The sequence below is a fragment of the Roseomonas elaeocarpi genome (assembly GCF_042433915.1).
GTDB classification, from domain to species: domain Bacteria; phylum Pseudomonadota; class Alphaproteobacteria; order Acetobacterales; family Acetobacteraceae; genus Roseomonas; species Roseomonas elaeocarpi.
This window is the reverse complement of record NZ_JBHLUN010000001.1, coordinates 420,562-440,033: the sequence shown is the minus strand read 5'-3', so window position 1 is coordinate 440,033 and position 19,472 is coordinate 420,562. Positions and strand designations below refer to the sequence as shown.

18 protein-coding genes are annotated in these 19,472 nt (G+C 71.6%); 14 read left to right on the top strand and 4 right to left on the bottom strand.

Annotated features, from left to right (window positions below; genetic code table 11):
- The first annotated feature begins 39 nt into the window (after positions 1-39).
- The 4 genes from xseA (at position 40) to ACFFGY_RS01700 (ending at position 4,315) form a co-directional block, all read left to right on the top strand.
- On the top strand, positions 40-1,866 hold the full coding sequence (gene xseA, locus ACFFGY_RS01715; RefSeq protein ID WP_377042637.1) for an exodeoxyribonuclease VII large subunit: 1,827 nt from the start codon (positions 40-42) through the stop codon (positions 1,864-1,866).
- Positions 1,863-2,711 (top strand): M23 family metallopeptidase, encoded by an 849-nt coding sequence (locus ACFFGY_RS01710; RefSeq protein ID WP_377042636.1) that lies wholly within the window; start codon positions 1,863-1,865, stop codon positions 2,709-2,711. The genes xseA and ACFFGY_RS01710 overlap by 4 nt, the downstream gene beginning before the upstream one ends.
- 261 nt (positions 2,712-2,972) lie before the next feature.
- Complete coding sequence (locus ACFFGY_RS01705; protein ID WP_377042635.1) at positions 2,973-3,794, top strand: AraC family transcriptional regulator; 822 nt, start codon at positions 2,973-2,975, stop codon at positions 3,792-3,794.
- Between the two features lie 110 nt (positions 3,795-3,904).
- Positions 3,905-4,315: a DUF2000 family protein gene (locus ACFFGY_RS01700; protein WP_377042634.1), complete on the top strand. Its 411-nt coding sequence runs from the start codon at positions 3,905-3,907 to the stop codon at positions 4,313-4,315.
- 76 nt (positions 4,316-4,391) lie between these two features.
- Here the strand turns inward: ACFFGY_RS01700 and ACFFGY_RS01695 are convergent, their stop codons facing one another.
- The 3 genes from ACFFGY_RS01695 to ACFFGY_RS01685 form a co-directional block, all read right to left on the bottom strand.
- Positions 4,392-4,604 carry a hypothetical protein gene (locus tag ACFFGY_RS01695; protein ID WP_377042633.1) on the bottom strand — a complete coding sequence of 71 codons (213 nt, stop codon included), beginning with the start codon at positions 4,602-4,604 and terminating at the stop codon, positions 4,392-4,394.
- A 244-nt stretch (positions 4,605-4,848) separates the two neighbouring features.
- Entirely contained in the window at positions 4,849-6,501 is a 1,653-nt protein-coding gene (locus ACFFGY_RS01690; protein WP_377042632.1) for an FGGY-family carbohydrate kinase, read from the bottom strand.
- 46 nt (positions 6,502-6,547) lie between these two features.
- Positions 6,548-7,420 (bottom strand): DeoR family transcriptional regulator, encoded by an 873-nt coding sequence (locus tag ACFFGY_RS01685; protein WP_377042631.1) that lies wholly within the window; start codon positions 7,418-7,420, stop codon positions 6,548-6,550.
- A 170-nt stretch (positions 7,421-7,590) separates the two neighbouring features.
- Between ACFFGY_RS01685 and deoC the strand changes: the two genes are divergently transcribed.
- The 7 genes from deoC to rbsK all read left to right on the top strand — a co-directional run bounded on the left by deoC (position 7,591) and on the right by rbsK (position 15,042).
- On the top strand, positions 7,591-8,289 hold the full coding sequence (gene deoC, locus ACFFGY_RS01680; RefSeq protein ID WP_377042630.1) for a deoxyribose-phosphate aldolase: 699 nt from the start codon (positions 7,591-7,593) through the stop codon (positions 8,287-8,289).
- Positions 8,290-8,315: 26 nt separating this feature from the next.
- Complete coding sequence (locus tag ACFFGY_RS01675; protein WP_377042629.1) at positions 8,316-9,380, top strand: autoinducer 2 ABC transporter substrate-binding protein; 1,065 nt, start codon at positions 8,316-8,318, stop codon at positions 9,378-9,380.
- 92 nt (positions 9,381-9,472) lie between these two features.
- Positions 9,473-10,969 carry a sugar ABC transporter ATP-binding protein gene (locus ACFFGY_RS01670; RefSeq protein WP_377042628.1) on the top strand — a complete coding sequence of 499 codons (1,497 nt, stop codon included), beginning with the start codon at positions 9,473-9,475 and terminating at the stop codon, positions 10,967-10,969.
- Positions 10,966-12,009 carry an ABC transporter permease gene (locus ACFFGY_RS01665; protein ID WP_377042627.1) on the top strand — a complete coding sequence of 348 codons (1,044 nt, stop codon included), beginning with the start codon at positions 10,966-10,968 and terminating at the stop codon, positions 12,007-12,009. Before ACFFGY_RS01670 ends, ACFFGY_RS01665 begins: the two co-directional genes overlap by 4 nt.
- Positions 12,010-12,023: 14 nt before the next feature.
- Complete coding sequence (locus tag ACFFGY_RS01660) at positions 12,024-13,016, top strand: ABC transporter permease (protein WP_377042626.1); 993 nt, start codon at positions 12,024-12,026, stop codon at positions 13,014-13,016.
- A complete protein-coding gene (locus ACFFGY_RS01655; RefSeq protein WP_377042625.1) occupies positions 13,016-14,110 on the top strand; it encodes an aldose 1-epimerase family protein in 1,095 nt (364 codons plus the stop codon). The genes ACFFGY_RS01660 and ACFFGY_RS01655 overlap by 1 nt, the downstream gene beginning before the upstream one ends.
- The gene (rbsK, locus tag ACFFGY_RS01650) at positions 14,107-15,042 is read left to right on the top strand and encodes a ribokinase (RefSeq protein WP_377042624.1); all 936 of its coding nucleotides are present in this window, start codon (positions 14,107-14,109) and stop codon (positions 15,040-15,042) included. The genes ACFFGY_RS01655 and rbsK overlap by 4 nt, the downstream gene beginning before the upstream one ends.
- A gap of 320 nt (positions 15,043-15,362) precedes the next feature.
- Here the strand turns inward: rbsK and ACFFGY_RS01645 are convergent, their stop codons facing one another.
- A complete protein-coding gene (locus ACFFGY_RS01645; protein ID WP_377042623.1) occupies positions 15,363-16,436 on the bottom strand; it encodes an LLM class flavin-dependent oxidoreductase in 1,074 nt (357 codons plus the stop codon).
- 507 nt (positions 16,437-16,943) lie between these two features.
- On the opposite strand from ACFFGY_RS01645, the gene ACFFGY_RS01640 reads away from it, so the two are divergent.
- The 3 genes from ACFFGY_RS01640 to ACFFGY_RS01630 all read left to right on the top strand — a co-directional run bounded on the left by ACFFGY_RS01640 (position 16,944) and on the right by ACFFGY_RS01630 (position 19,471).
- Positions 16,944-17,576 carry a TetR/AcrR family transcriptional regulator gene (locus ACFFGY_RS01640; RefSeq protein WP_377042622.1) on the top strand — a complete coding sequence of 211 codons (633 nt, stop codon included), beginning with the start codon at positions 16,944-16,946 and terminating at the stop codon, positions 17,574-17,576.
- Between the two features lie 294 nt (positions 17,577-17,870).
- On the top strand, positions 17,871-18,524 hold the full coding sequence (gene paoA / locus ACFFGY_RS01635) for an aldehyde dehydrogenase iron-sulfur subunit PaoA (protein ID WP_377042621.1): 654 nt from the start codon (positions 17,871-17,873) through the stop codon (positions 18,522-18,524).
- Positions 18,521-19,471 carry an FAD binding domain-containing protein gene (locus ACFFGY_RS01630; RefSeq protein WP_377042620.1) on the top strand — a complete coding sequence of 317 codons (951 nt, stop codon included), beginning with the start codon at positions 18,521-18,523 and terminating at the stop codon, positions 19,469-19,471. Before paoA ends, ACFFGY_RS01630 begins: the two co-directional genes overlap by 4 nt.
- Position 19,472 lies beyond the last annotated feature (1 nt).

The window sequence follows — 19,472 nt, the reverse complement described above, 5'->3', positions numbered from 1 at the left end:
CTTTGTCCGACGCCGCGCCGCGTAGCATAATGCCCGGCGATGAGCGATGCCGCCCCCACACGCCGGCCCGCGCGCGGCCGGACCACCGCCGCGACGCTGACCGACAGCCTCCTCGACGCCCCTGCCGGCTCCGGCGCGGGCGTGTCCGGCGCAGGCGGGGCCGCCAGCAACGTGCCCGAGTTCACCGTGGCCGAGATCTCGGGCGCGGTGAAGCGGACGCTGGAGACGACCTTCGGCCGGGTGCGCATCCGGGGCGAGGTCACGGAATGCCGCCCCTACGGCCCCAACCGCTTCTACTTCTCGCTCAAGGACGAGGGCGGGCAGATCCGCGCCGTGATCTGGAGCTGGAGCGCCGGCCGGTCCGGCATCAAGCCCGAGAACGGCACCGAGGTGGTCGCCACCGGCAAGATCACTGCTTACGGCGACCGCTCGACCTACCAGATCGTGGTGGACCGCCTCGACTACGCCGGCGAGGGCGCGCTGCTCGCCCGGGTGGAGCGCCTGCGCAAATCCCTGGAAGCCGAGGGCCTGTTCGCCGAGGAGCGCAAGCGCCCCCTGCCCACCTTCCCGCGCGTGATCGGCGTCGTTACCTCGGCGCAAGGGGCGGTGATCCAGGACATCCGCACCACGCTGCTGCGGCGCTTCCCGTCGCACGTCATCCTCTGGCCCGTGGCCGTGCAGGGCGTGGGCGCCGCGGAACAGGTCGCGGCCGCCATCGCCGGCTTCAACAGCCTGCCCTTCGACATGCCGCATCCCGACGTCATCATCGTGGCGCGCGGCGGCGGCTCGCTGGAAGACCTGATGGCCTTCAACGAGGAAATCGTGGTGCGCGCCGCCGCGAACAGCCGCATCCCGCTGATCTCGGCCGTGGGGCACGAGACCGACACCACGCTGATCGACTTTGCCTCCGACCGCCGCGCACCGACCCCTACCGCGGCGGCCGAGCTCGCGGTGCCGTCGCGCACGGAACTTCTGGCCCAGGTACAGCAGCGCGCGCTTCGCCTGACCCGCGCCGGGCAGAGCACGATCGACGGGGTGCGCTATCGCCTGGCCCGCGCCGCCGCCCTCCTGCCGGACCTGCCGGGCATGCTGCTCAACGCCAGGCAGCGGCTGGACGACCGTGGGGAGCGCCTCGCCCTCGCGCCCCGTGCCCTGCTGCAGACCCGGCGGGCACGGGTGAACGACGCGGCCGGACGCCTACCAGACCTGCCGGCCATCCTGCGGGAATCCCGCGCCCGCCTGGGCGACCGGGCCGAGCGCCTGGCGCTGGCCCCGCGCGGGCTGCTGCGGGCGAAGCGCGCCGCGCTGGGCGACACCGCCGCGCGCCTGCCGCATCCACGTGAAACACTGAACAACCGCCGCGCCGCCCTGCGCCTGCTCGAAGCCCGTGCCGGGGCCGGCGCCGCCCGGGCGCTGGACCGCGCCGCCCGCGCCTTCGGCCGCGTGGGCGACCCGGCGCCGCCGCTGCGCTTCCGCCTGCGCGAAGCCCGGCTGGCGCTCGATGGGCTGGGGGCACGGCTGGAAGGCGCCTCCTACCAGGGGCTGCTGGAACGCGGCTTCGCACTGGTGCGCGACGAGGCGGGGCAGCCCGTGACCCGCGCCGCCCAGGTCACGCCCGCGGCGCGGCTGCGGGTGGATTTCGCCGATGGCACGATCGCCGTTGCCGACCTGCGCGGCGCGCCCCTGCACGGCACCGGTGCCGCATCGCAACCGGACGGTGGTGGTGGGGCCGCGGGCAGCACGTCCGGAGCGGGATCGCCGTCGGGCGAGCCCGACGCGGCGACCCGCCCGGCGCGGACGCGCGGCGGTGCCCGCAGCGGAACCAAACCAACCGAGCCGCCGGCCGATCAGGGAACCCTGCTGTGACCACGACGCGCCGCCTGCTGCTGCCGCTGCCCGCCCTCCTGCTTACCCGCTGCGCCGGCTCCGCCGAGCCCGCGCGCCAGGTGGGCGCCGCCGGCCCGCCGCCGCTGCGGATGAACGAGGCCAACCTCGCCCAGGGTGCGCTGGTCACCGCGCATACCGCGCCCGGCACCGCGGTGACGCTGGACGGGCGCGCGGTGCCGGTTTCGGTGGAGGGCGTTTTCGCGTTGGGTTTCGCGCGCGATGCCGCGCCGGTTTCCACGCTGGTGATGACGCCGCGCGACGGCGTGCCAGACACCCGGCGCCTCGTGATCCGCAAGCGCGAATGGGACATCCAGCGCATCAACGGCCTGCCGGAGCGGCAGGTGACGCCCAACGCCACCGACCTCGCGCGCATCCGGGCGGAGCAGGTGCGCCTCAACGCCGCGCGCGCCGTCTCCACTTCGGTGCCGCACTATGCCACCGGCTTCAGCTGGCCGGTGCGCGGGCGCATCAGCGGCGTTTACGGCTCGCAGCGCATCCTCAACGGGCAGGAACGGGCGCCACACCTGGGCCTCGACATCGCCGGCCCCGCAGGTACGCCGGTGGGCCCCGCCGCGGCGGGGCGCGTGACGCTGGCCGAGAACCTTTACTTCACCGGCAACACCGTGCTGGTGGAACACGGCCAGGGCGTCACGACCCTTTACGCCCACCTGTCGCGCATCGACGTGCAGCGGGGGCAGGAGCTTGCCCAGAACGAGGTGCTGGGCCTGCGCGGCATGACCGGCCGCGCCACCGGGCCGCACCTGCACCTGGGGCTGTTCTGGCATGCCACCTCGCTCGACCCCGCCACGGTGCTGGAAGGCTGAGGCCCGGCAGCGGAGAGCGGGGCGCGGCGATGGTGTCGCTGGCCAGGCGCGGCGAGGACGGAGGGGATCGTGCCGGGCCGGCACCGGAGCGGGCGGGTGGCTGAGCGGTTGCCGGACGCGGCATCCGATCGCGTGCCCGACCAGTCACCGGAGCAGCCGTCGGGACGGTCGCCGGTTCCGGCACCCGGCCCGTTATCCAACCGGGAGGCCGGCCAACTTTCCGGCAGCCCCTCCCCCCAGCCTTCCGACCGGGTGCGGCTGGTGCGCGACGCCAGCGGCGTGGAAGCGATCCACGCCCGTTTCCACGCCCATGCCTACGACCTCCATCGCCACGCCGAGTGGCTGGTGGGCGTCACCGACCATGGGGTGCAGGACTTCCTGTGCCGCGGCGCCCGCCGCCGCTCCACCCCGGGCCGCGTCATCCTGATCGAGCCCGAGGAAGCGCATGACGGGCAGGCCGGGGCGGCCGGCGGCTTCAGCTACCGCATGCTCTACCTGCCGCAGGACTGGCTGCGCGGCGCCCTGAACCACGGGCCGGGCGGCGTTGCGCGCGAAGGCGGCTTCCGCGCCAGCCTCTGCGACGACGCGCCCCTGGGCGAGGCGATCCGGCGCGCCTGCCGCCTCCTGGAACAGCCGGGCGAGCGCCTCGCGCGCGACGCGGCACTGGACGCGGTTGTCGGGCGCCTGCGCCCGCAGCTGGGCCTCGCCCCGCGCCGCGATCCGGCGCACGGCGCCCCGCCCGTGGCGCGGCGGGCGCGGGACTGCCTCCATGACAACCTCGCCGCTGATCCCGGCGCCGATGCCCTGGCCCGCAGCGCCGGGGCGGCGGACCGTTTCCAGCTGGCGCGGGCCTTTCGCGCGGCCTACGGCACCTCGCCTCACGCCTACCTCGTGCAGATCCGCTTGCTGCGGGCACGGCAACTGCTGTCAGAGGGCGAGCGCCCGGCCGCGGTGGCGGCGGCCTGCGGCTTCGCGGACCAGAGCCATCTCGGCCGGCGCTTCCGCGGCGCCTACGGCGTGACGCCCGCCCGCTTCCGCGCACTGTGCACGGATGTTCCAGACAGCGCCGCCGTGCCGGGCTGATATCGGCGAAAGGTTCCGGCTTTCCCTGGCCAGGGCGCGCATCGGCGTGGCGGGGTGGCCGCGCCCGACATCATGCCGCCCACTCCTGGGGCGTGGAACAAGGACGCGACATGCAGTTCGACACGAAGGTGGCCATCCTGGTGCTGGAGGACCTGGCCGTGTGGCAGAAGCTCAATGTCTGCGCCTTTCTGGCCACCGGCATCGCGGGCGCGGCACCGGAGGCCATGGGCGAGCCCTACGAGGACGCCGAAGGCCGCCCTCACGCGCGGCTCCTCGGGCAACCCATGCTGATCTTCGCGGCCACGCCGGAGGTCCTGGCGCGCGCCTGGCGGCAGGGCATCGAGCGCGAGTTGACGCGCGCAGCCTATGTCCGCGCCATGTTCTCGACCGGCCACGACGCGGCCAACCGCGAGGTGTTCCGGGCCGAGCCGGCAGAGGCGCCCGATCTCGTGGGCCTCGCGCTACGGGGCCCGAAGCGTGACGTCGACAAGGCCACCAAGGGCGCCACGCTGCACCCTTGAGGACCGGCGGCGCATGTGCCGCCGCCCGTGATCCCGTCGCGACGGGCGGGCGTTCCGCCGCGCGGGTGGCCGTGGCTCAGCCGGTGCCGCCGTCGTCGGTCTTGTCGCTCTCGGCCACCCGGCGCAGTTCCTCGCGGCTCAGCCCCGCTGGCACCGAGCCGGTGAGCGCGCCGTCGCCCGCATCCTCGTGCGCGCTGTCCTTGGGCGCCCCGCCTTGCGTGTGGTCGCGGTCCGCTTCGCCCTGTTCCGCACCGGGCTGCGCGTCCTTCTGGTCTCGCCGCTCGCTCATGATGGTGTTCCCTTCCGGCATCTGTGGGAAACAACGCCCGGACGACGCGGCGGATGCCGGCGAACCCGTCCGACAATGCGGCGGCAGGGCACCATGGGAGCTCGACACGCCCGACATGGCTCCGGAGCCTACCGTCACGCTCCCCTTCGCTGCCTGGGGCCACCCGCTCCGTACCGGGAAGCAGCCAGGCAGCGGAAGCGCGACGCCGGCCGAGAGGCTTTGGACGCCCGACGGCCGCTCCTTCTCAGCCCTGTTCCGCCGCCATCAACCCGCGATACGCCAGCTGATCCGCCTGCATCCGCCGGAACACGGCGTACTTCGCATCGTGGTAGCGCCGCACCGCCTCGTCGCCCGGGGCCAGCACGCTGCCGGCGCGGCTCATCGCCACCATGGCGGCCGGCAGGTCCGCGTGTGCGCCACCCGCCACCGCGCCCAGCATGGCGGAGCCCAGCAGGATCGCTTCCGGCTCGTGCGGCAGGACGAGGCGGCAGCCGGTGGCGTCGGCGTGCTCGCGCAGGAACACGGGGTTCTTGGTGCCGCCGCCGCAGGCCAGCACCGTGTCGATGCGGTAGCCCTCGGCGTTCATGGTCTCGATGATGTGGCGCGTGCCATAGGCCACCGCCTGCACCGTGGCGAGGTAGAGCACCGCTAGGTCGTCCGGCCCCGCCTGCAGCCGCAGCCCCGACACCATGCCGCGCATCGTGGCATCCGCCAGCGGCGAACGATTGCCGTGGAAATCCGGCATGACGTGCAGTTCCGCCGTCAGCAGCGCCGGGAAGCGGAGCCCTGCCGCCAGCCGGGCCAGGCGGTCGTTGAGCAGCGCGTAGATCGTGGTGCCCGCCGCGCGTGCTTCCTCCGCCATCGCCGGGTAGGCGGCGTGGGTGGTGATGACGTGGTCGATAAGGGCGCCGGTGGCGGACTGCCCGCCCTCGTTCAACCACAGCCCGGGTTGCATCGCGGAGAAGTAGGGGCCCCAGACGCCCGGCACGAAGCGCGGTTCCGCCGACACGGCCATGTGGCAGCTCGAGGTGCCGCCCACCAGCGCCACCCGGCGCCGCAGCGCCGCCGCGTCCGGCGCCGCGCCGTCCAGCGCCACGCCGATCACGCCGAGGCCGCCGGCATGGGCGTCGATCGCCGAGGTTCCCACCGGAATACCCGCCTCCAGCCCGAGCTCCGCCGCCGCCGCGGCGCTGAGGCCGCCTGGGATCGGGGAGCCCACCGGCAGGATCTCGGTGCCCAGGCGGCGGAAGCCCTCGTCCGCCACCTCCGCCAGCCCGACCGCCCGGAAGAACCCGGCATCCCAGCGCTCCTCGTGGCTGAGATAGGTCCACTTGCACACGGTCGAACACAGCGAGCGCGTGGTGCTGCCGGTGGCGCGCCAGGTCAGGAAGTCCGGCAGGTCGAAGAAATGCTCGGCGCGCGCCCAGCACGCGGGCAGGTGGCGCTTCAGCCAGAGCAGCTTGGGCACCTGCATCTCGAGCGAGATGCGGCCGCCGACGTAGCGCAGGACCTCGTGCGGGCCGGCGTTGATGTCCTCCGCCTCACCCCCCGCACGGTGGTCCATCCACAGCACCACGTCCTGTTCCCGCTCGCCATCCGGGCTGACCGAGACCGGGGCGCCGGCCGCGTCCACCGCCACCAGCGAGCAGGTGGCGTCGAAGCCCAGGCCGCGCACCCGCACCGGACCGACCTTGTTCTCGGCCTCGCGCAGCGCGGCGCGCACGCTCTCGCACACGGCAGCCCAGATGTCGGCCGAAGACTGCTGCGCGAAGCCAGGCCGCGGCCGCCACGTGCGGATCGGTCGCACGGCTTGGCCCAGGCTGGTGCCGTCGGGGGTGAAGGCGCCGGCGCGGGCGCTGCCGGTGCCCACGTCCACGCCGATCAGGAGGTCCTGCATCGCGTTCGCTTTCCTTGGGTGATGTTCGGGAAGTGCCCGGCACCGCTCATGCTTCCCCGCCCGCCGCGAGGTCGAGCCGGCTGCCGGCCTCGTGCAGCAGCGTCGCCACGCGGGGCCGCACCGGCGGGTTGGCCACCACGCGCTCGAAGGCGGCGACGGGCGCGAAGAAGGCAGGGCGCAGCCGGCCGAACTTGCTGCTGTCCACCACCAGCACGGAACGGGCGGCGGAGCCCATCGCCACCTGCTTCACCGCGACCTCGTGGAAATTGGTGCAGGTGACGCCGCGCATGGCATGGACGCCGCCGGCCGAGATAAAGGCCGTGTTGATCCGCAGGCGGCGCAGCGTGTTCAGCGCTTCCTCGGATGCGAAGCTCGCCGAGGCCGGGTGGAACAGCCCGCCCAGCAGGATCAGCTGCGTCCGCGGCCGGCGGCTCAGGATCGCCGCGACGTTCAGCGCGTAGCACAGCACCGTCAGCGGGATGCCGGGCGGCAGCGCCTCGGCCAGGTGCGGCGTGGTGGTGCCGCAGTCGATGAAGATCGTATCGCCCTCGTGCACCAGCGCGGCGGCGTGGCGCGCGGCGCGGCGCTTGCCTTCGGCATGGGTGTCCTGCTCGTGCTCCAGCACGTAGCGGGCGCGGTGGCTGCCCTCGCCCGGCGGGGTTTCGCCCGCCCAGCCCTCACTTGGCGGGACCTCCCCCGAGAGGGTATCCCCCGGCAGCGGCAGGACGTGGCCGCCCAGCAGCACGAAGGGCTGGCCAGGCGCGGCAAGGTCGCGGCGCAGCGTCATGGAGGACACGCCCAGCGCGGTGGCGGCCTCGCGCAGCCGGGTCGGCCCGCCGCGACGGAGGAGGTCGTGCAGCTGGGCTAGCCGGGCGTTGCGCCGGGCGCTCACCAGTCCCGGCCCCTCCACACCCGACATTCCCACTCCCCTGCACGACGGTCCGCTTGACGGCGCGGCCGGTTAATGTGACGTTTGTCACAACAGTTAAAAGACTAACACATCGGGGGTCAACGGCAGCCGCGGGGGGTTTAATCCCGTTCCGGGCTTCCACGAACCCCCAGGGGAACCCCCTCAGGGAATTTGCCGCCGTGACAGCCACCGCCACCCCGCCCGCCGACGCTGCCGCGCTGGCCGCCCTGATCGACCACACGCTGCTGAAGCCCGACGCCACCGCCGCCGAGTTGCGCCGCTGGTGCGACGAGGCGCGCGAGCACCGCTTCTGCTCGGTCTGCGTGAATCCGGTGAACGTCGCCACCGTGGCCGCGGCGCTCGAGGGCAGCGGCGTGAAGACCTGCTCGGTGGTGGGCTTCCCGCTGGGTGCCGCCCTGCCCGAGATCAAGGCCGCCGAGACCGCGGCCGCGGTGCGCGACGGCGCCGACGAGATCGACATGGTGATCAACATCGGCGCCCTGAAGGACGGGCAGCTGGACGCGGTGCGCGACGACATCGCCGCCGTGCGCGCCGCCTGCAGGGGCCAGGTGCTCAAGGTCATCATCGAGACCTGCCTGCTGACCGACGAGGAAAAGCGCACCGCCTGCCGCCTGGCGGTGGAGGCCGGTGCGGATTTCGTGAAGACCTCCACCGGATTTTCCACCGGCGGTGCCACGGTGGCCGACATCGCGCTGATGCGCGAGGTCGTGGGGCCGGCGCTGGGTGTTAAGGCCTCGGGCGGGGTGCGGAGCTGGGACGCGGCGCAGGCGCTGATCGCTGCCGGCGCCACCCGCATCGGCGCGAGTTCCGGCGTGGCGCTGGTCACCGGCGCGCCCGCGGCCAAGAGCGGCTACTGAGCAACCATCGGGAGGAAAGCAAGATCATGACCGGTATCAGCAGGCGCTCCTTCGGCGCCCTTTCCGCGGCGGCCCTCCTGGCCACCGGCACGGGCCTTCCCGCCTGGGCGCAAGCCTCGGCGGCCGTCGACGCCAGCAAGGTGTCGGCCGACATCAACGCCAAGGCGGGCAAGAAGCGCACCATCGCCACCGTGGTGAAGGTGGACGGCATCGCCTGGTTCGACCGGATGCGGGTCGGTGTCACCCAGTTCGGCAAGGACCAGGGCCACGACACCTGGATGGTGGGCCCCAGCCAGGCCGATGCCGCGGCGCAGGTGCAGCTGGTGGAAAGCCTGATCGCCCAGGGCGTGGACGCGATCTGCATCGTGCCCTTTTCGGTCGAGGCGGTGGAGCCGGTGCTGCAGAAGGCGCGCAACCAGGGCATCGTGGTCATTTCCCACGAGGCGTCGGGCCTCACCAACATCGACTACGACATCGAGGCCTTCGACAACCACGCCTACGGCGCCAAGCTGATGGAAGTGCTGGGCCGCGACATGGGTGGCGAGGGCAAGTACGTCGCCACCGTGGGCTCGCTGACCTCGCAGTCGCAGATGGAATGGATCGACGGCGCCGTCGCCTACCAGAAGGAGCACTTCCCCAAGATGCAGGAGGTGACGCGGCGCATCGAGACCTACGACGACGCCACCACCGACTACAACAAGCTCAAGGAAGTTCTCACCGCCTATCCGGACCTCAAGGGGATCGTGGGCGCGCCGATGCCGACCTCGGCCGGTGCGGGTCGCCTGATCGCGGAGCGCAACCTCAAGGGCAAGCTGTTCTTCTCGGGCACCGGGCTGGTCTCGGTGGCGGGCCAGTACCTGCGCAACGGCGACGTGAACTACATCCAGTTCTGGGACCCGGCGGTGGCCGGCTACGCCATGAACATCCTGGCGGTGATGGCGCTGGCCAAGAAGGACATCAAGCCAGGCCTCGACCTCGGGCTGGCGGGCTACAACAGCCTGCAGGCGCCCGATGCCAAGAAGCCCAACGTGCTGGTGGGCCAGGGCTGGGTCGGCGTCACCAAGGACAACATGGCGCAGTACAACTTCTGACACGGCGCCGGCGCCGCGTTTTTCCGGCCGGGGTGGCATAGGCGCCGCCCCGGCCTTCTTTACTGTTTCGGGCTTCACTGTTTCGGGTTCGCATGACCGCTCCGCTGATCGACCTGCGCCATATCGGCAAGAGCTTCGGCGCCGTGCGCGCGCTGGATGACGTGTCCCTCGCGATCGGTCGGGGCGAGATCCACTGCCTGGCCGGCGAGAACGGCTCGGGCAAGTCCACGCTGATCAAGGTGATCTCCGGCGTGTGGCAGCCCGACCAGGGCGAGGTCCTGATCGATGGGCAGCGCGTCGAGGGCATGACGCCCCGCACCGCCATCGCCCACGGCGTTCAGGTGATCTACCAGGACTTCTCGCTCTTCCCGAACCTGTCGGTGGCCGAGAACCTGGCGCTGAGCACCGAGCTGCAGGAAGGCCGCAAGCTGGTGCGCTGGGGCCGCGTGCGCCGCATCGCGGCGGAAGCGGTGCGCAAGCTGGGCGTGGAGCTCGACCTCGACGCGCCGGTGGAAACCCTGCCCACCGCCGGCAAGCAACTGGTCGCCATTGCCCGCGCGCTGATGTCCGACCCGCGCCTCCTGATCATGGATGAGCCAACCACCGCGCTGACGGGCCGGGAGGTCGAGGCGCTGTTCCGCGTGGTGCGCGACATCCAGAGCCGCGGCATCGCCGTGCTGTTCGTGTCCCACAAGATGCGCGAGATGCTGGAAATCAGCGAGCGGCTGACGGTGATCCGCTCCGGCCGCGTGGTGGCCGCCGGTCCCATCCGCGACTTCGACGAGGCCGCGATCACCCGTGCCATGACGGGGCAGGAAATCGCGCCCGAACCCTATCGCTGGGAAGCCACGCCCGGCGCCGCGCCGCTGCTGGAGGTCTCCAACCTCACCGTTCCCGGGCAGCTCGACGACGTGTCGCTGCGGGTGATGCCGGGCGAGATCGTGGGCATCTCCGGCCTGCTCGGCTCCGGCCGCACGGAGCTGGCGCTGGCCCTGTTCGGCATGAAGCCCGGCCACGCGGGCGAGGTCCGCATCGACGGCCGCCCCGTGCGGCTGAACAGCGTGCAGGACGCCATCCGCCACGGCATCGCCTACGTGCCGGAGGACCGGCTGACCGAAGGGCTGTTCCTGACGCAGACCATCGACCGCAACATGCTGGCGACGTCGCATGCGCGGCTCAGCCAGGGCGGCGTCATCCGCTGGGGCCAGGCGGCGCGCGAGGCCGCGGGCATGATCCGCGAGATGGCCATCGCCACGCCCACCGGCGACCGGCCGGTGACGCAGCTCTCGGGCGGCAACGCCCAGCGCGTGGTGATCGGCCGCTGGCTGCTGAACGACCCGCGCCTCTTGATCCTCAACGGCCCCACCGTGGGCGTCGATGTCGGCTCCAAGGCCGGCATCCATCGCAAGATCCGTGAACTCGCCCGCGCGCGCGGCCTGGGAGTGCTGATGATCTCCGACGACCTGCCGGAGCTGGTGGACAACTGCAACCGCATCCTGGTGCTGCACCGCGGCCGCGTGGTGTCCGATACGCCGGTGGAACACACGAGCGAGGCCGCGCTGGCCGAGCAGCTGGGAGCCCTGGCATGAGCACCACCACGGGAACCCCCACGGGCACCCCCGCGCCCACCACCGCCACCGGCGGACTCGCCCTGGCACTGCGCCGTTATCCGGAGCTGATGGTGGCCGCCGTCCTCCTCGTGGCCGTGGTCGTCATCGGCACGATCAACCCGGTCTTCTGGCAGCCGGCCAACCTGTTCAGCCTGCTGCGCGCCTCGGTCATCACCGGCATCCTGGGGCTGGCGGTGATGATGGTGATGCTGTCGGGCGGCATCGACGTGAGCTTCCCGGCCTTCGCCATCGCCGCCATGTACCTGACGGTCAAGGCGATGATCGCCTGGGGCTTCGACGGCGTGCTGCTGCCCTTCCTGATGGCCACCGCGATCGGCACCGGGCTCGGCCTCGTGAACGCGGTGTTCGTCTACTACTTCCGGATGATCCCGCTGATCGTGACGCTGGGCACCGGCACGGCGGTGCGCGGCTTCATCCTGGGCGTGGTCGGCACCAGCCAGATCAACATCGACCAGATGCCACCGCTGCTGATCAACTTCGCCCGCGGCGAGTTCCTCCACGTCACGCAAGGCGACGGCTCCACCGCCGGCTTGTCCTCCATGGTGCTGGTCTACGCCGCCATCGCGGTGCTGGTGCACCTGATGCTGCGCCACACCATGATGGGCCGCTCCATCTACGCGCTGGGCGGCGGCGAGGAAGCGGCGCGGCGCGTCGGCTTCAACGTCCGCCGTACCACCTTCTTCATCTACGGCCTGGCCGGCGCGCTGGCGGGCTTCGCCGGCCTCCTGCACGGCGCGATGATCTGGACCGCCAACCCGCGCGACATGGTAGGGCTGGAGCTCGACGTGATCGCGGCGGTGGTGCTGGGCGGCGCCTCCATCTTCGGCGGGCGGGGCAGCGTGATCGGCACGGTGCTGGGCGGGCTGACGCTGGTGGTGATCACCAACAGCCTGATCATCTTAGGGGTAGACACCACCTGGCAGCGCGTCGTGGTGGGGCTGATCGTGATCGCGGCGACCGCGGCCACCGCCTGGCGCGACCGCAAGCGCCTGGCCTGAAGGGAGCCAACCGCATGAGTGCCCTCGCGCAGCGCCTGCGCCGCTTCGACACCAACCTCCTTCAGCTGCTGCTGCTGACGGTGGTGATCTTCGCGGGCATGGCGGCGCTGAACCCGGACCGGTTCCTGCGCCCCTACGTCTTCGAATCCCTCACCTTCGTGGCGCCGGAGCTCGGGCTGCTCGCCATCGCGATGATGGTGGCGATGCTGACCGGCGGCATCGACCTGTCGGTGATCGGCATCGCCAACCTGAGCTGCATCCTGGCCGGGCTGTTCTTCCACTCCGTCGGCGCGCCGCGCGGGCCGGACCTCGTGAACCTGCCTTGGCCCCTGGTGGCCTCCGGCATCGGCATCGCGCTGGGCACCGGCCTCGTGGCCGGGGCGATCAACGGCTTCCTGGTGACGCGCGGCCGCGTGACGCCGATCCTGGCCACGATCGGCACGGGCCAGGTCTTCACCGGCATCTGCCTCGTGCTGACCGGCGGGCCGGCGGTGGTGGGCTTCCCGGCGCTCTGGGGCCAGATCGGCAACGGCACGGCCTTCGGCATCGCGGTGCCGCTGATCGTGTTCCTCCTGGCCGGCGCCGCGGTGTGGTTCATCCTGGCCCGCACCGCCTTCGGCATCGAGCTGGCGCTGATCGGCACCAACCCACGCGCCGCGGCCTTCGCGGGGCTTCGCACCGGGCGGACGGTGTTCTTTTCCTACGTGCTGACCGGGGTGCTCGCCAGCATCGCCGGCATCCTGCTCTCGGGCCGCACCAACGCGGCGAAGTCGGACTACGGCGTGAGCTACCTGCTCCAGGCCGTGCTGATCTCGGTGCTGGCGGGCACCAACCCGGCCGGCGGGCGCGGCAGCGTGGTGGGCGTCGGGCTGGCGCTGGTGGCGCTGATGCTGCTGTCCTCGGGCCTGCAGATGATGCGCTTCTCGAACTTCCTGGTGGACCTGATCTGGGGCGGCTTCCTGCTCCTCTCGATCGCGCTCGCCGCCTGGCGGAACCGGGTGCGCTGATGATCGCGACGATCCCCCTCTTTCCCGGCCTGGCCAATGAGACCTCGCGCGAAATCCTCCGCGTGGGTGAACTCTCGGCCACGCTGTTCCGCTTCCGCACCGGCATCCCGGCGCTGCGCCTGGCGAACACGCGGGGTGAGGTCGTGGTGCTGCCCTGGATGGGCGGCATGGTCTGGTCCGCCCGCTTCGACGGCGTGGAGCTCGCGATGGAGAGCGGCTTCGACGCCCCCCGCCCGGCCACCACCATCGCCGAGACCTATGGCTGCTTCGCCTTCCACAGCGGCATCCTGCGCAACGGCGTCCCTGCCGCGGAGGACACCCACCCGGCGCATGGCGAGTTCCCCTGCGCCGCGATGGACCACGCCTGGCTCGAACTGGATGAGGACGCGGAAGGCCCCAGCCTGCGCGTGGTCAGCGCCCGCGATCACGTGATGGGTTTCGGCGCGCACTACCTGGCGCAGCCCTCGGTCACGCTGCGGCCGGGCAGCACGCTCTTCGACATCGGCCTCGCGGTGGAGAACCGCTCCGGCAAGCCGATGGAGCTGATGTACATGTGCCACGTGAACTTCCGCTTCGTGGCCGACGGGCGCTTCCTCCAGCCCGCGCCCTTCACGCCTGATCGCACCGCGGTACGCCGCGCCGTGCCCGCGCATGTCGAGCCCAACCCCGACTACCTCGCGCTGATCGACGCGCTGGCCGGGGACCCGGCCCGCATGGAGGTCCTGCACGAACCCGCGCTCTACGATCCGGAGCAGGTCTTCTACCTGCGCGGCCTCGACACCGACGCGGCGGGTGACACGACGCTCGCGCTGCAACGGCCGGGCGGCGACGGCTTCGCGATGCGCTACGCGCCGGCGAGCTTTCCGCACACGGTGCGCTGGGTGCTGAACGACCCGGACCAGAAGGTTGCCGCCTTTGCCCTGCCCTCGACCTGCGAACCCGAGGGCTACGCGGCGGAGAAACGCAAGGGCAACGTCCGGGTGCTGCCGCCGCACGGGCGCGCGGCGTTCACGCTGCGCGCCGGATACCTCGATCAGGATGCCATGACGCGAACGGCCGCGGAGATCGCCGCACTGGGAGAACGAGCCGCATGAAAACGCGCATCGGCGTGGTCGGCAGCAACATGGTCGACCTCGTGACCTATACCGACCGGATGCCCGAGGCCGGCGAAACGCTGGCCGCACCCTCCTTCTCCATGGGCCACGGCGGCAAGGGCGCCAACCAGGCCGTTGCCGCCGCGCGCCTGGGCGCCGACGTCATGCTGGTCAGCCGCGTGGGCGAGGACCTGTTCGGTGAAGGCACGATCAAGAACTTCCGCTCCGTCGGCATCGACGCGCGCCATGTCCGCCCGGTACCGGGCACGCAGAGCGGCGTCGCGCCGATCTTCGTGGACCCTTCGGGCGAGAACCGCATCCTGATCGTCAAGGGCGCCAACGACCACCTGCTGCCCGCCGACGTGGACGAGGCCGCGGCCGACCTGCGGGAATGTGGGCTGATCCTACTCCAGCTCGAGATCCCGTTGGAAACCATCTACTACACCGTCGCCTGGGCGGCGCGCGAAGGCATCGAGGTGCTGCTCAACCCTGCGCCGGCGGTGCCAGAGCTCGATGTGGAGCGCATCCTTCAGGCCACCTTCCTGGTTCCCAACCAGACCGAGCTCACCATCCTGACCGGCATGCCGGCCGACACGCGGGAGCAGGCGGAGGCCGCGGCCCGCAGCCTGGTGTCTCGCGGTATCCGCACCGTGATCGTGACGCTGGGTGCCGAGGGCGCCCTCCTGGTGAGCAGCGCCCCCACCGTCCACATTCCTTCCGTGCCCGTGCGGCCGCACGACACCAGCGGCGCCGGCGACGCCTTTATCGGCGCCTTCGCGCAGCACTACGTCCGTTCGCACGACGTGGCGGCGGCGATGCGCCAGGGCGCCGCCTATGCCGCGGATTCCATCACCCGCCCTGGGACTCAGAAGGCCTTCGCCGACGCGGAAGGCTTCGCGCGCTTCCGCGCCTCGCTGGGCGAGCAGGGCTGAGGCGCGACAGCGCTGGTTGAGCGCTGCAGGCCCCGGGGAGGGGGAGAAGGAATTCTCCCCCTCCCCGGACCCCTCCGCCCTCATCTTTGTTTGAGACGCTGCCGCGGGAACGTGGCCAGGGCGGTGCGCTCCGGCTCACCGAGCCGGAGCGAGGGACCTGTCAGCCGGCGCTGACAACATGTTTTTCTAATCTCGGGTAGAACCTGTGCCGGCCGTTCCGCGACCGGCTCCCACCGCCACGCGGCAGCGTCCCGAAAAAAGATGAGTGGGGGTCCGGGGGAGAGAATTCCTTCTCTCCCCTGGCCACGGCCCGCGCCCGGTCAACCCTCCGCCAGCAGCTCCCGCACCATCGGAATGACCCGCCGCCCGTAGAGTTCGATGCCCCGCATCATCCGCGCGTGGCTCAGCCGGCCGTGGCTGTACTTCAGGTCGAAGCGCGCGAGGCCGAGCGTGCGCACCGTCGCCGCGATCTTGCGGGCCACCGTGTCGGGGGCGCCGACGTAGAGCGAGCCGCGGTCGCACTCCCGCTCGAAATCCGCGCGCTGCATCGGCGGCCAGCCGCGCTCGGAGCCGATCTGGTCATGGTGCTGCTTGTAGGCGGGCCAGAGGGCCTCGCGCGCCTCCGCGTCGGTGTCCGCGACGTGGCCCGGTGAGTGGACCCCGATCGGCTGCGGCGTGCGCTCGTAGTGCCGGTAGGCGCGCTCGTGCAGTTCGACGTGCTGGCGGAAGCGTGCCGGATCGCCGCCGATGATCGCCAGCATCAGCGGCAGGTCGTAATGCGCGGCGCGGACCACCGATTCCGGGGAGCCGCCGGCACCGATCCAGGTGCGCAAGGCGCCGTTCTCCACCGGCGGGAAGACGGGCTGCGCTTCCAGCGCCGCGCGGGTGCTGCCCTGCCAGGTGACCGGCCCGCCTTTCCGCAAGAGCGAGAACAGCTCCAGCTTCTCCTCGAACAGCCGCTCGTAGTCGCGTAGCTCGTAGCCGAAGAGGGGGAAGGACTCCGTGAAGGAGCCGCGCCCCAGGATCACCTCCGCCCGGCCGCCCGACAGGGCATCGAGCGTGGAGAAGCGCTGGAACACACGCACCGGATCGTCCGAGCTCAGCACCGTCACCGCCGTGCCCAGCCGCATCCGGCGCGTCTGCCCGGCAATGGCACCCAGCACCACCTCGGGTGCCGACACGGCGTAGTCGGCCCGGTGGTGCTCGCCCAGGCCGAACACGTCCACGCCGACCTCGTCCGCCAGCACCGCCTCGGCCACCACGTCGCGGATGACCTGGGCGTGCGGGGTGGGGATAGCTTCGGCTGCCCCGGCAGCGCTGCCGCCCGAAGCATCGTCGGCCGTGACGTCGCCGAACGTATCGAGCCCGAGTTCCAGTGCCTGTACCACCCGCATGTCCCCGCTGTGCAGCGCCGGGTTCAACTAGGCCATCGCGGCAGATGTCTTGCACCCCCTGCCGCCGCGTTGCGGCCTCGCACCTACACCATGGCGCCCACCATGGCGCCGGGTCGTTCCGGCTCGCGAAGCGCCCACTGCCGTCGGACCGGCGGCGCGGCCCTGCTTTCGCAGCCTACCCCTTTCCGCCTGCAGGATGGGGTGAGGAACGACCCGCCGCCCACTTTGCGCTGCCCCGCATGGCGGGGAGCCATCATCCCGCAACTCCACCAGCACAGGATGAGAGGGCGCGCCGGACATACCGTTCTGTATAGATCATCAAAATAAAGCACACGGCTTTGCGACCTTGAAAACGCACAGCTCTCTCGCTGATCTGCCCCCGATGCGGCATGATGGCGGATGGGCACCTGCATGTGGCAAAGCCCGGATGCCTGCCAGACAGGGTGTGACGCCTTGATGGCGCGCCCGACCGGGCACGGCGCCCACGAGGATTGGGAGTAACCTGCCGTGCCGAAGACCGGGAGCGCCGTGCTCCTTCCCGACACCAGCGCCGCGCCGCACGAGCGGATCATCACCGTGGCGCGAGAGTTGTTCTGTCGCGACGGGATTCACGCCACCGGGGTGGACCGCATCCTTTCCACGGCCGGCGCCTCCAAGATGACGCTCTACACCCGTTTCGGCTCCAAGGAGGCACTGATCCGCGCGGCGCTGCGCCAGGAAGGCGAAGACTGGCGCCGGGATTTCGCGGAGCGGGTGATCGCCGCCTCGGACACGCCGCTGGGGCGGCTGCGCGCGATCATCCCCGCGCTGGGCGAATGGTTCGGTGGCGGACGATTCTACGGTTGCGCCTTCATCAATGCCGTGGCCGAGCACACCAAGGGCGATCCCGGGCTGCGCGCCCTGACCGCGGAGCATCACGACGCCTGCCGCAAATTCCTGACCGGCCTGGTTCAAGACGCGGGCTTCGCGGCGCCGGAAGACTTCGCCCGGCAGCTGATGCTGCTGATCGACGGCACGGTGACGACGCTGATGGTCAGCGGCGACGAAGGCGCGCTGCACGTTGCGGCGCGGACGCTGGAAACCTTGCTGGCGGCTGAAGCACGAAACGCCGCGCCGCAGCCCGCCGCCGCCACCGGCTGATCTCGGACGCCCCGAACCAGGGATGGGCAGCGCTGCCTTCAGCGCTGCCCCTTTGATCCCCGGCCCTCGTCCCGGCCAGCCTCCGGCAGATCACGAGACGATGCGGCGCCGCGGAACGAACGGGTCAGGCTGAGCCTGCGGGTCGGTCCGGATCCGCGCCGCACCGGCCGCGAGCGCCGGCCAAGGTGACGTGGGCACGATGCGCCGGATGCGAACGACTCGCGAAGAGAGTCGTTGCGGCAACCCCCGGCGGTCACGTACCGTTCTGTACCGGACTTCCAGCCAGAGCAGACCATGACACCTTCCGATCAAACGGGGTTGTCGCGGCGTCTCCTTCTGGGCGGCACCGCCACCGTGCTGACCGTCCAGCCGCAGTTCGCCCGCAGCGCCCCGATGCCCCCGCCCGCCGCGCCGGCAACGGCCCCAGCACAGGCAAACCAGATGAAGATTTCTCTCAACGTCAACGGCGCTCGGCGCGATCTCGAGATCGACACGCGCACTTCGCTGCTCGACGCCCTGCGCGAGCACCTGCACCTGAGCGGCACCAAGAAGGGCTGCGACCACGGCCAGTGCGGCGCCTGCACGGCGCTGGTGAACGGGCGGCGCATCAACACCTGCCTGACGCTCGCAGTGATGCATCAGGATGACGAGATCACCACCATCGAGGGCCTGGGCACGCCCGAGCATCTCCACCCGATGCAGGCGGCCTTCGTGAAGCACGACGGCTATCAGTGCGGCTACTGCACGCCGGGGCAGATCTGTTCCTCGGTCGGCGTGCTGCGGGAGATCGAGGCCGGCATGCCCAGCCACGTGACCGCCGACCTGAACGGCGAGGTCCGCGCCACGCCCGAAGAGATCCGCGAACGCATGAGCGGCAACATCTGCCGCTGCGGCGCCTACTCCAACATCGTCGAGGCCATCACCGAAGTGGCGGGGAGCGCGGCATGAAAGCCTTCACCTACGAGCGCGCCACGACGCCGGCGGCCGCCGCGGCCGCGGCCGCGCGCAACCCCGAGGCGCGCTTCATCGCGGGCGGCACCAACCTGCTCGACCTGATGAAGCTGCAGATCGAAACGCCAACGCAGCTGATCGACGTCAACGGCCTGGGCCTCAACAAGATCGAGCCGACGCCCGAAGGCGGGCTGCGCATCGGCGCGCTGGTGCTCAACGCTGACCTCGCGGCCGACCCGCGGGTGCGGCGCGACTACGCCGTGCTGAGCCGCGCCCTGCTGGCGGGTGCCTCCGGGCAGCTGCGCAACAAGGCGACCACGGCTGGCAACCTGCTGCAGCGCACGCGCTGCCCGTATTTCTACGACACCGCGCAGCCCTGCAACAAGCGCACGCCGGGCTCGGGCTGCTCGGCGATCGGCGGCTCCACCCGCGGCCTGGCCGTGATCGGCGCGAGCGAGCACTGCATCGCCACCCACCCCTCCGACATGGCGGTGGCCATGCGCGTGCTCGACGCCACCGTGGAAACGGTGAAGGCCGACGGCACCACGCGCGCCATTCCGATCGCGGAGTTCCACCGCCTGCCCGGCGACACGCCGCACATCGAGACCGCGCTGGAAACCGGTGAGTTCATCACCGCCGTCACGCTGCCCCCGCCGGTCGGCGGCGCGCAGAGCTACCGCAAGGTGCGCGACCGTGCGTCCTACGCCTTCGCGTTGATCTCGGTGGCCAGCGTGGTGCAGCCCGATGGCAGCGCCCGCGTGGCGGTGGGCGGCGTCGCCCACAAGCCCTGGCGCGTGGAGGCCGCCGAGGCCGAGGTAAAGCGCGGCGCCAGGCCCGGCACCGCGGCGATCCTGGCGGGCGCCAAGCCCACGGACGAGAACGCCTTCAAGATCCCGCTGGTGGAACGCGCCCTCGGCGTGGCCCTGGCCGAGGCGAGGAGCTGAG

Bases quoted from the DNA above. Each gene is read 5' to 3' on its own strand.
- paoA (WP_377042621.1), top strand. From the start codon at position 17,871: ATGACACCTTCCGATCAAACGGGGTTGTCGCGGCGTCTCCTTCTGGGC.
- ACFFGY_RS01630 (WP_377042620.1), top strand. From the start codon at position 18,521: ATGAAAGCCTTCACCTACGAGCGCGCCACGACGCCGGCGGCCGCCGCG.
- ACFFGY_RS01665 (WP_377042627.1), top strand. From the start codon at position 10,966: ATGAGCACCACCACGGGAACCCCCACGGGCACCCCCGCGCCCACCACC.
- ACFFGY_RS01645 (WP_377042623.1), bottom strand. From the start codon at position 16,436: ATGCGGGTGGTACAGGCACTGGAACTCGGGCTCGATACGTTCGGCGAC.
- ACFFGY_RS01655 (WP_377042625.1), top strand. From the start codon at position 13,016: ATGATCGCGACGATCCCCCTCTTTCCCGGCCTGGCCAATGAGACCTCG.
- ACFFGY_RS01690 (WP_377042632.1), bottom strand. From the start codon at position 6,501: ATGCAGGACCTCCTGATCGGCGTGGACGTGGGCACCGGCAGCGCCCGC.
- ACFFGY_RS01695 (WP_377042633.1), bottom strand. From the start codon at position 4,604: ATGAGCGAGCGGCGAGACCAGAAGGACGCGCAGCCCGGTGCGGAACAG.
- ACFFGY_RS01675 (WP_377042629.1), top strand. From the start codon at position 8,316: ATGACCGGTATCAGCAGGCGCTCCTTCGGCGCCCTTTCCGCGGCGGCC.
- rbsK (WP_377042624.1), top strand. From the start codon at position 14,107: ATGAAAACGCGCATCGGCGTGGTCGGCAGCAACATGGTCGACCTCGTG.
- xseA (WP_377042637.1), top strand. From the start codon at position 40: ATGAGCGATGCCGCCCCCACACGCCGGCCCGCGCGCGGCCGGACCACC.
- ACFFGY_RS01660 (WP_377042626.1), top strand. From the start codon at position 12,024: ATGAGTGCCCTCGCGCAGCGCCTGCGCCGCTTCGACACCAACCTCCTT.
- ACFFGY_RS01670 (WP_377042628.1), top strand. From the start codon at position 9,473: ATGACCGCTCCGCTGATCGACCTGCGCCATATCGGCAAGAGCTTCGGC.
- ACFFGY_RS01700 (WP_377042634.1), top strand. From the start codon at position 3,905: ATGCAGTTCGACACGAAGGTGGCCATCCTGGTGCTGGAGGACCTGGCC.
- ACFFGY_RS01685 (WP_377042631.1), bottom strand. From the start codon at position 7,420: ATGTCGGGTGTGGAGGGGCCGGGACTGGTGAGCGCCCGGCGCAACGCC.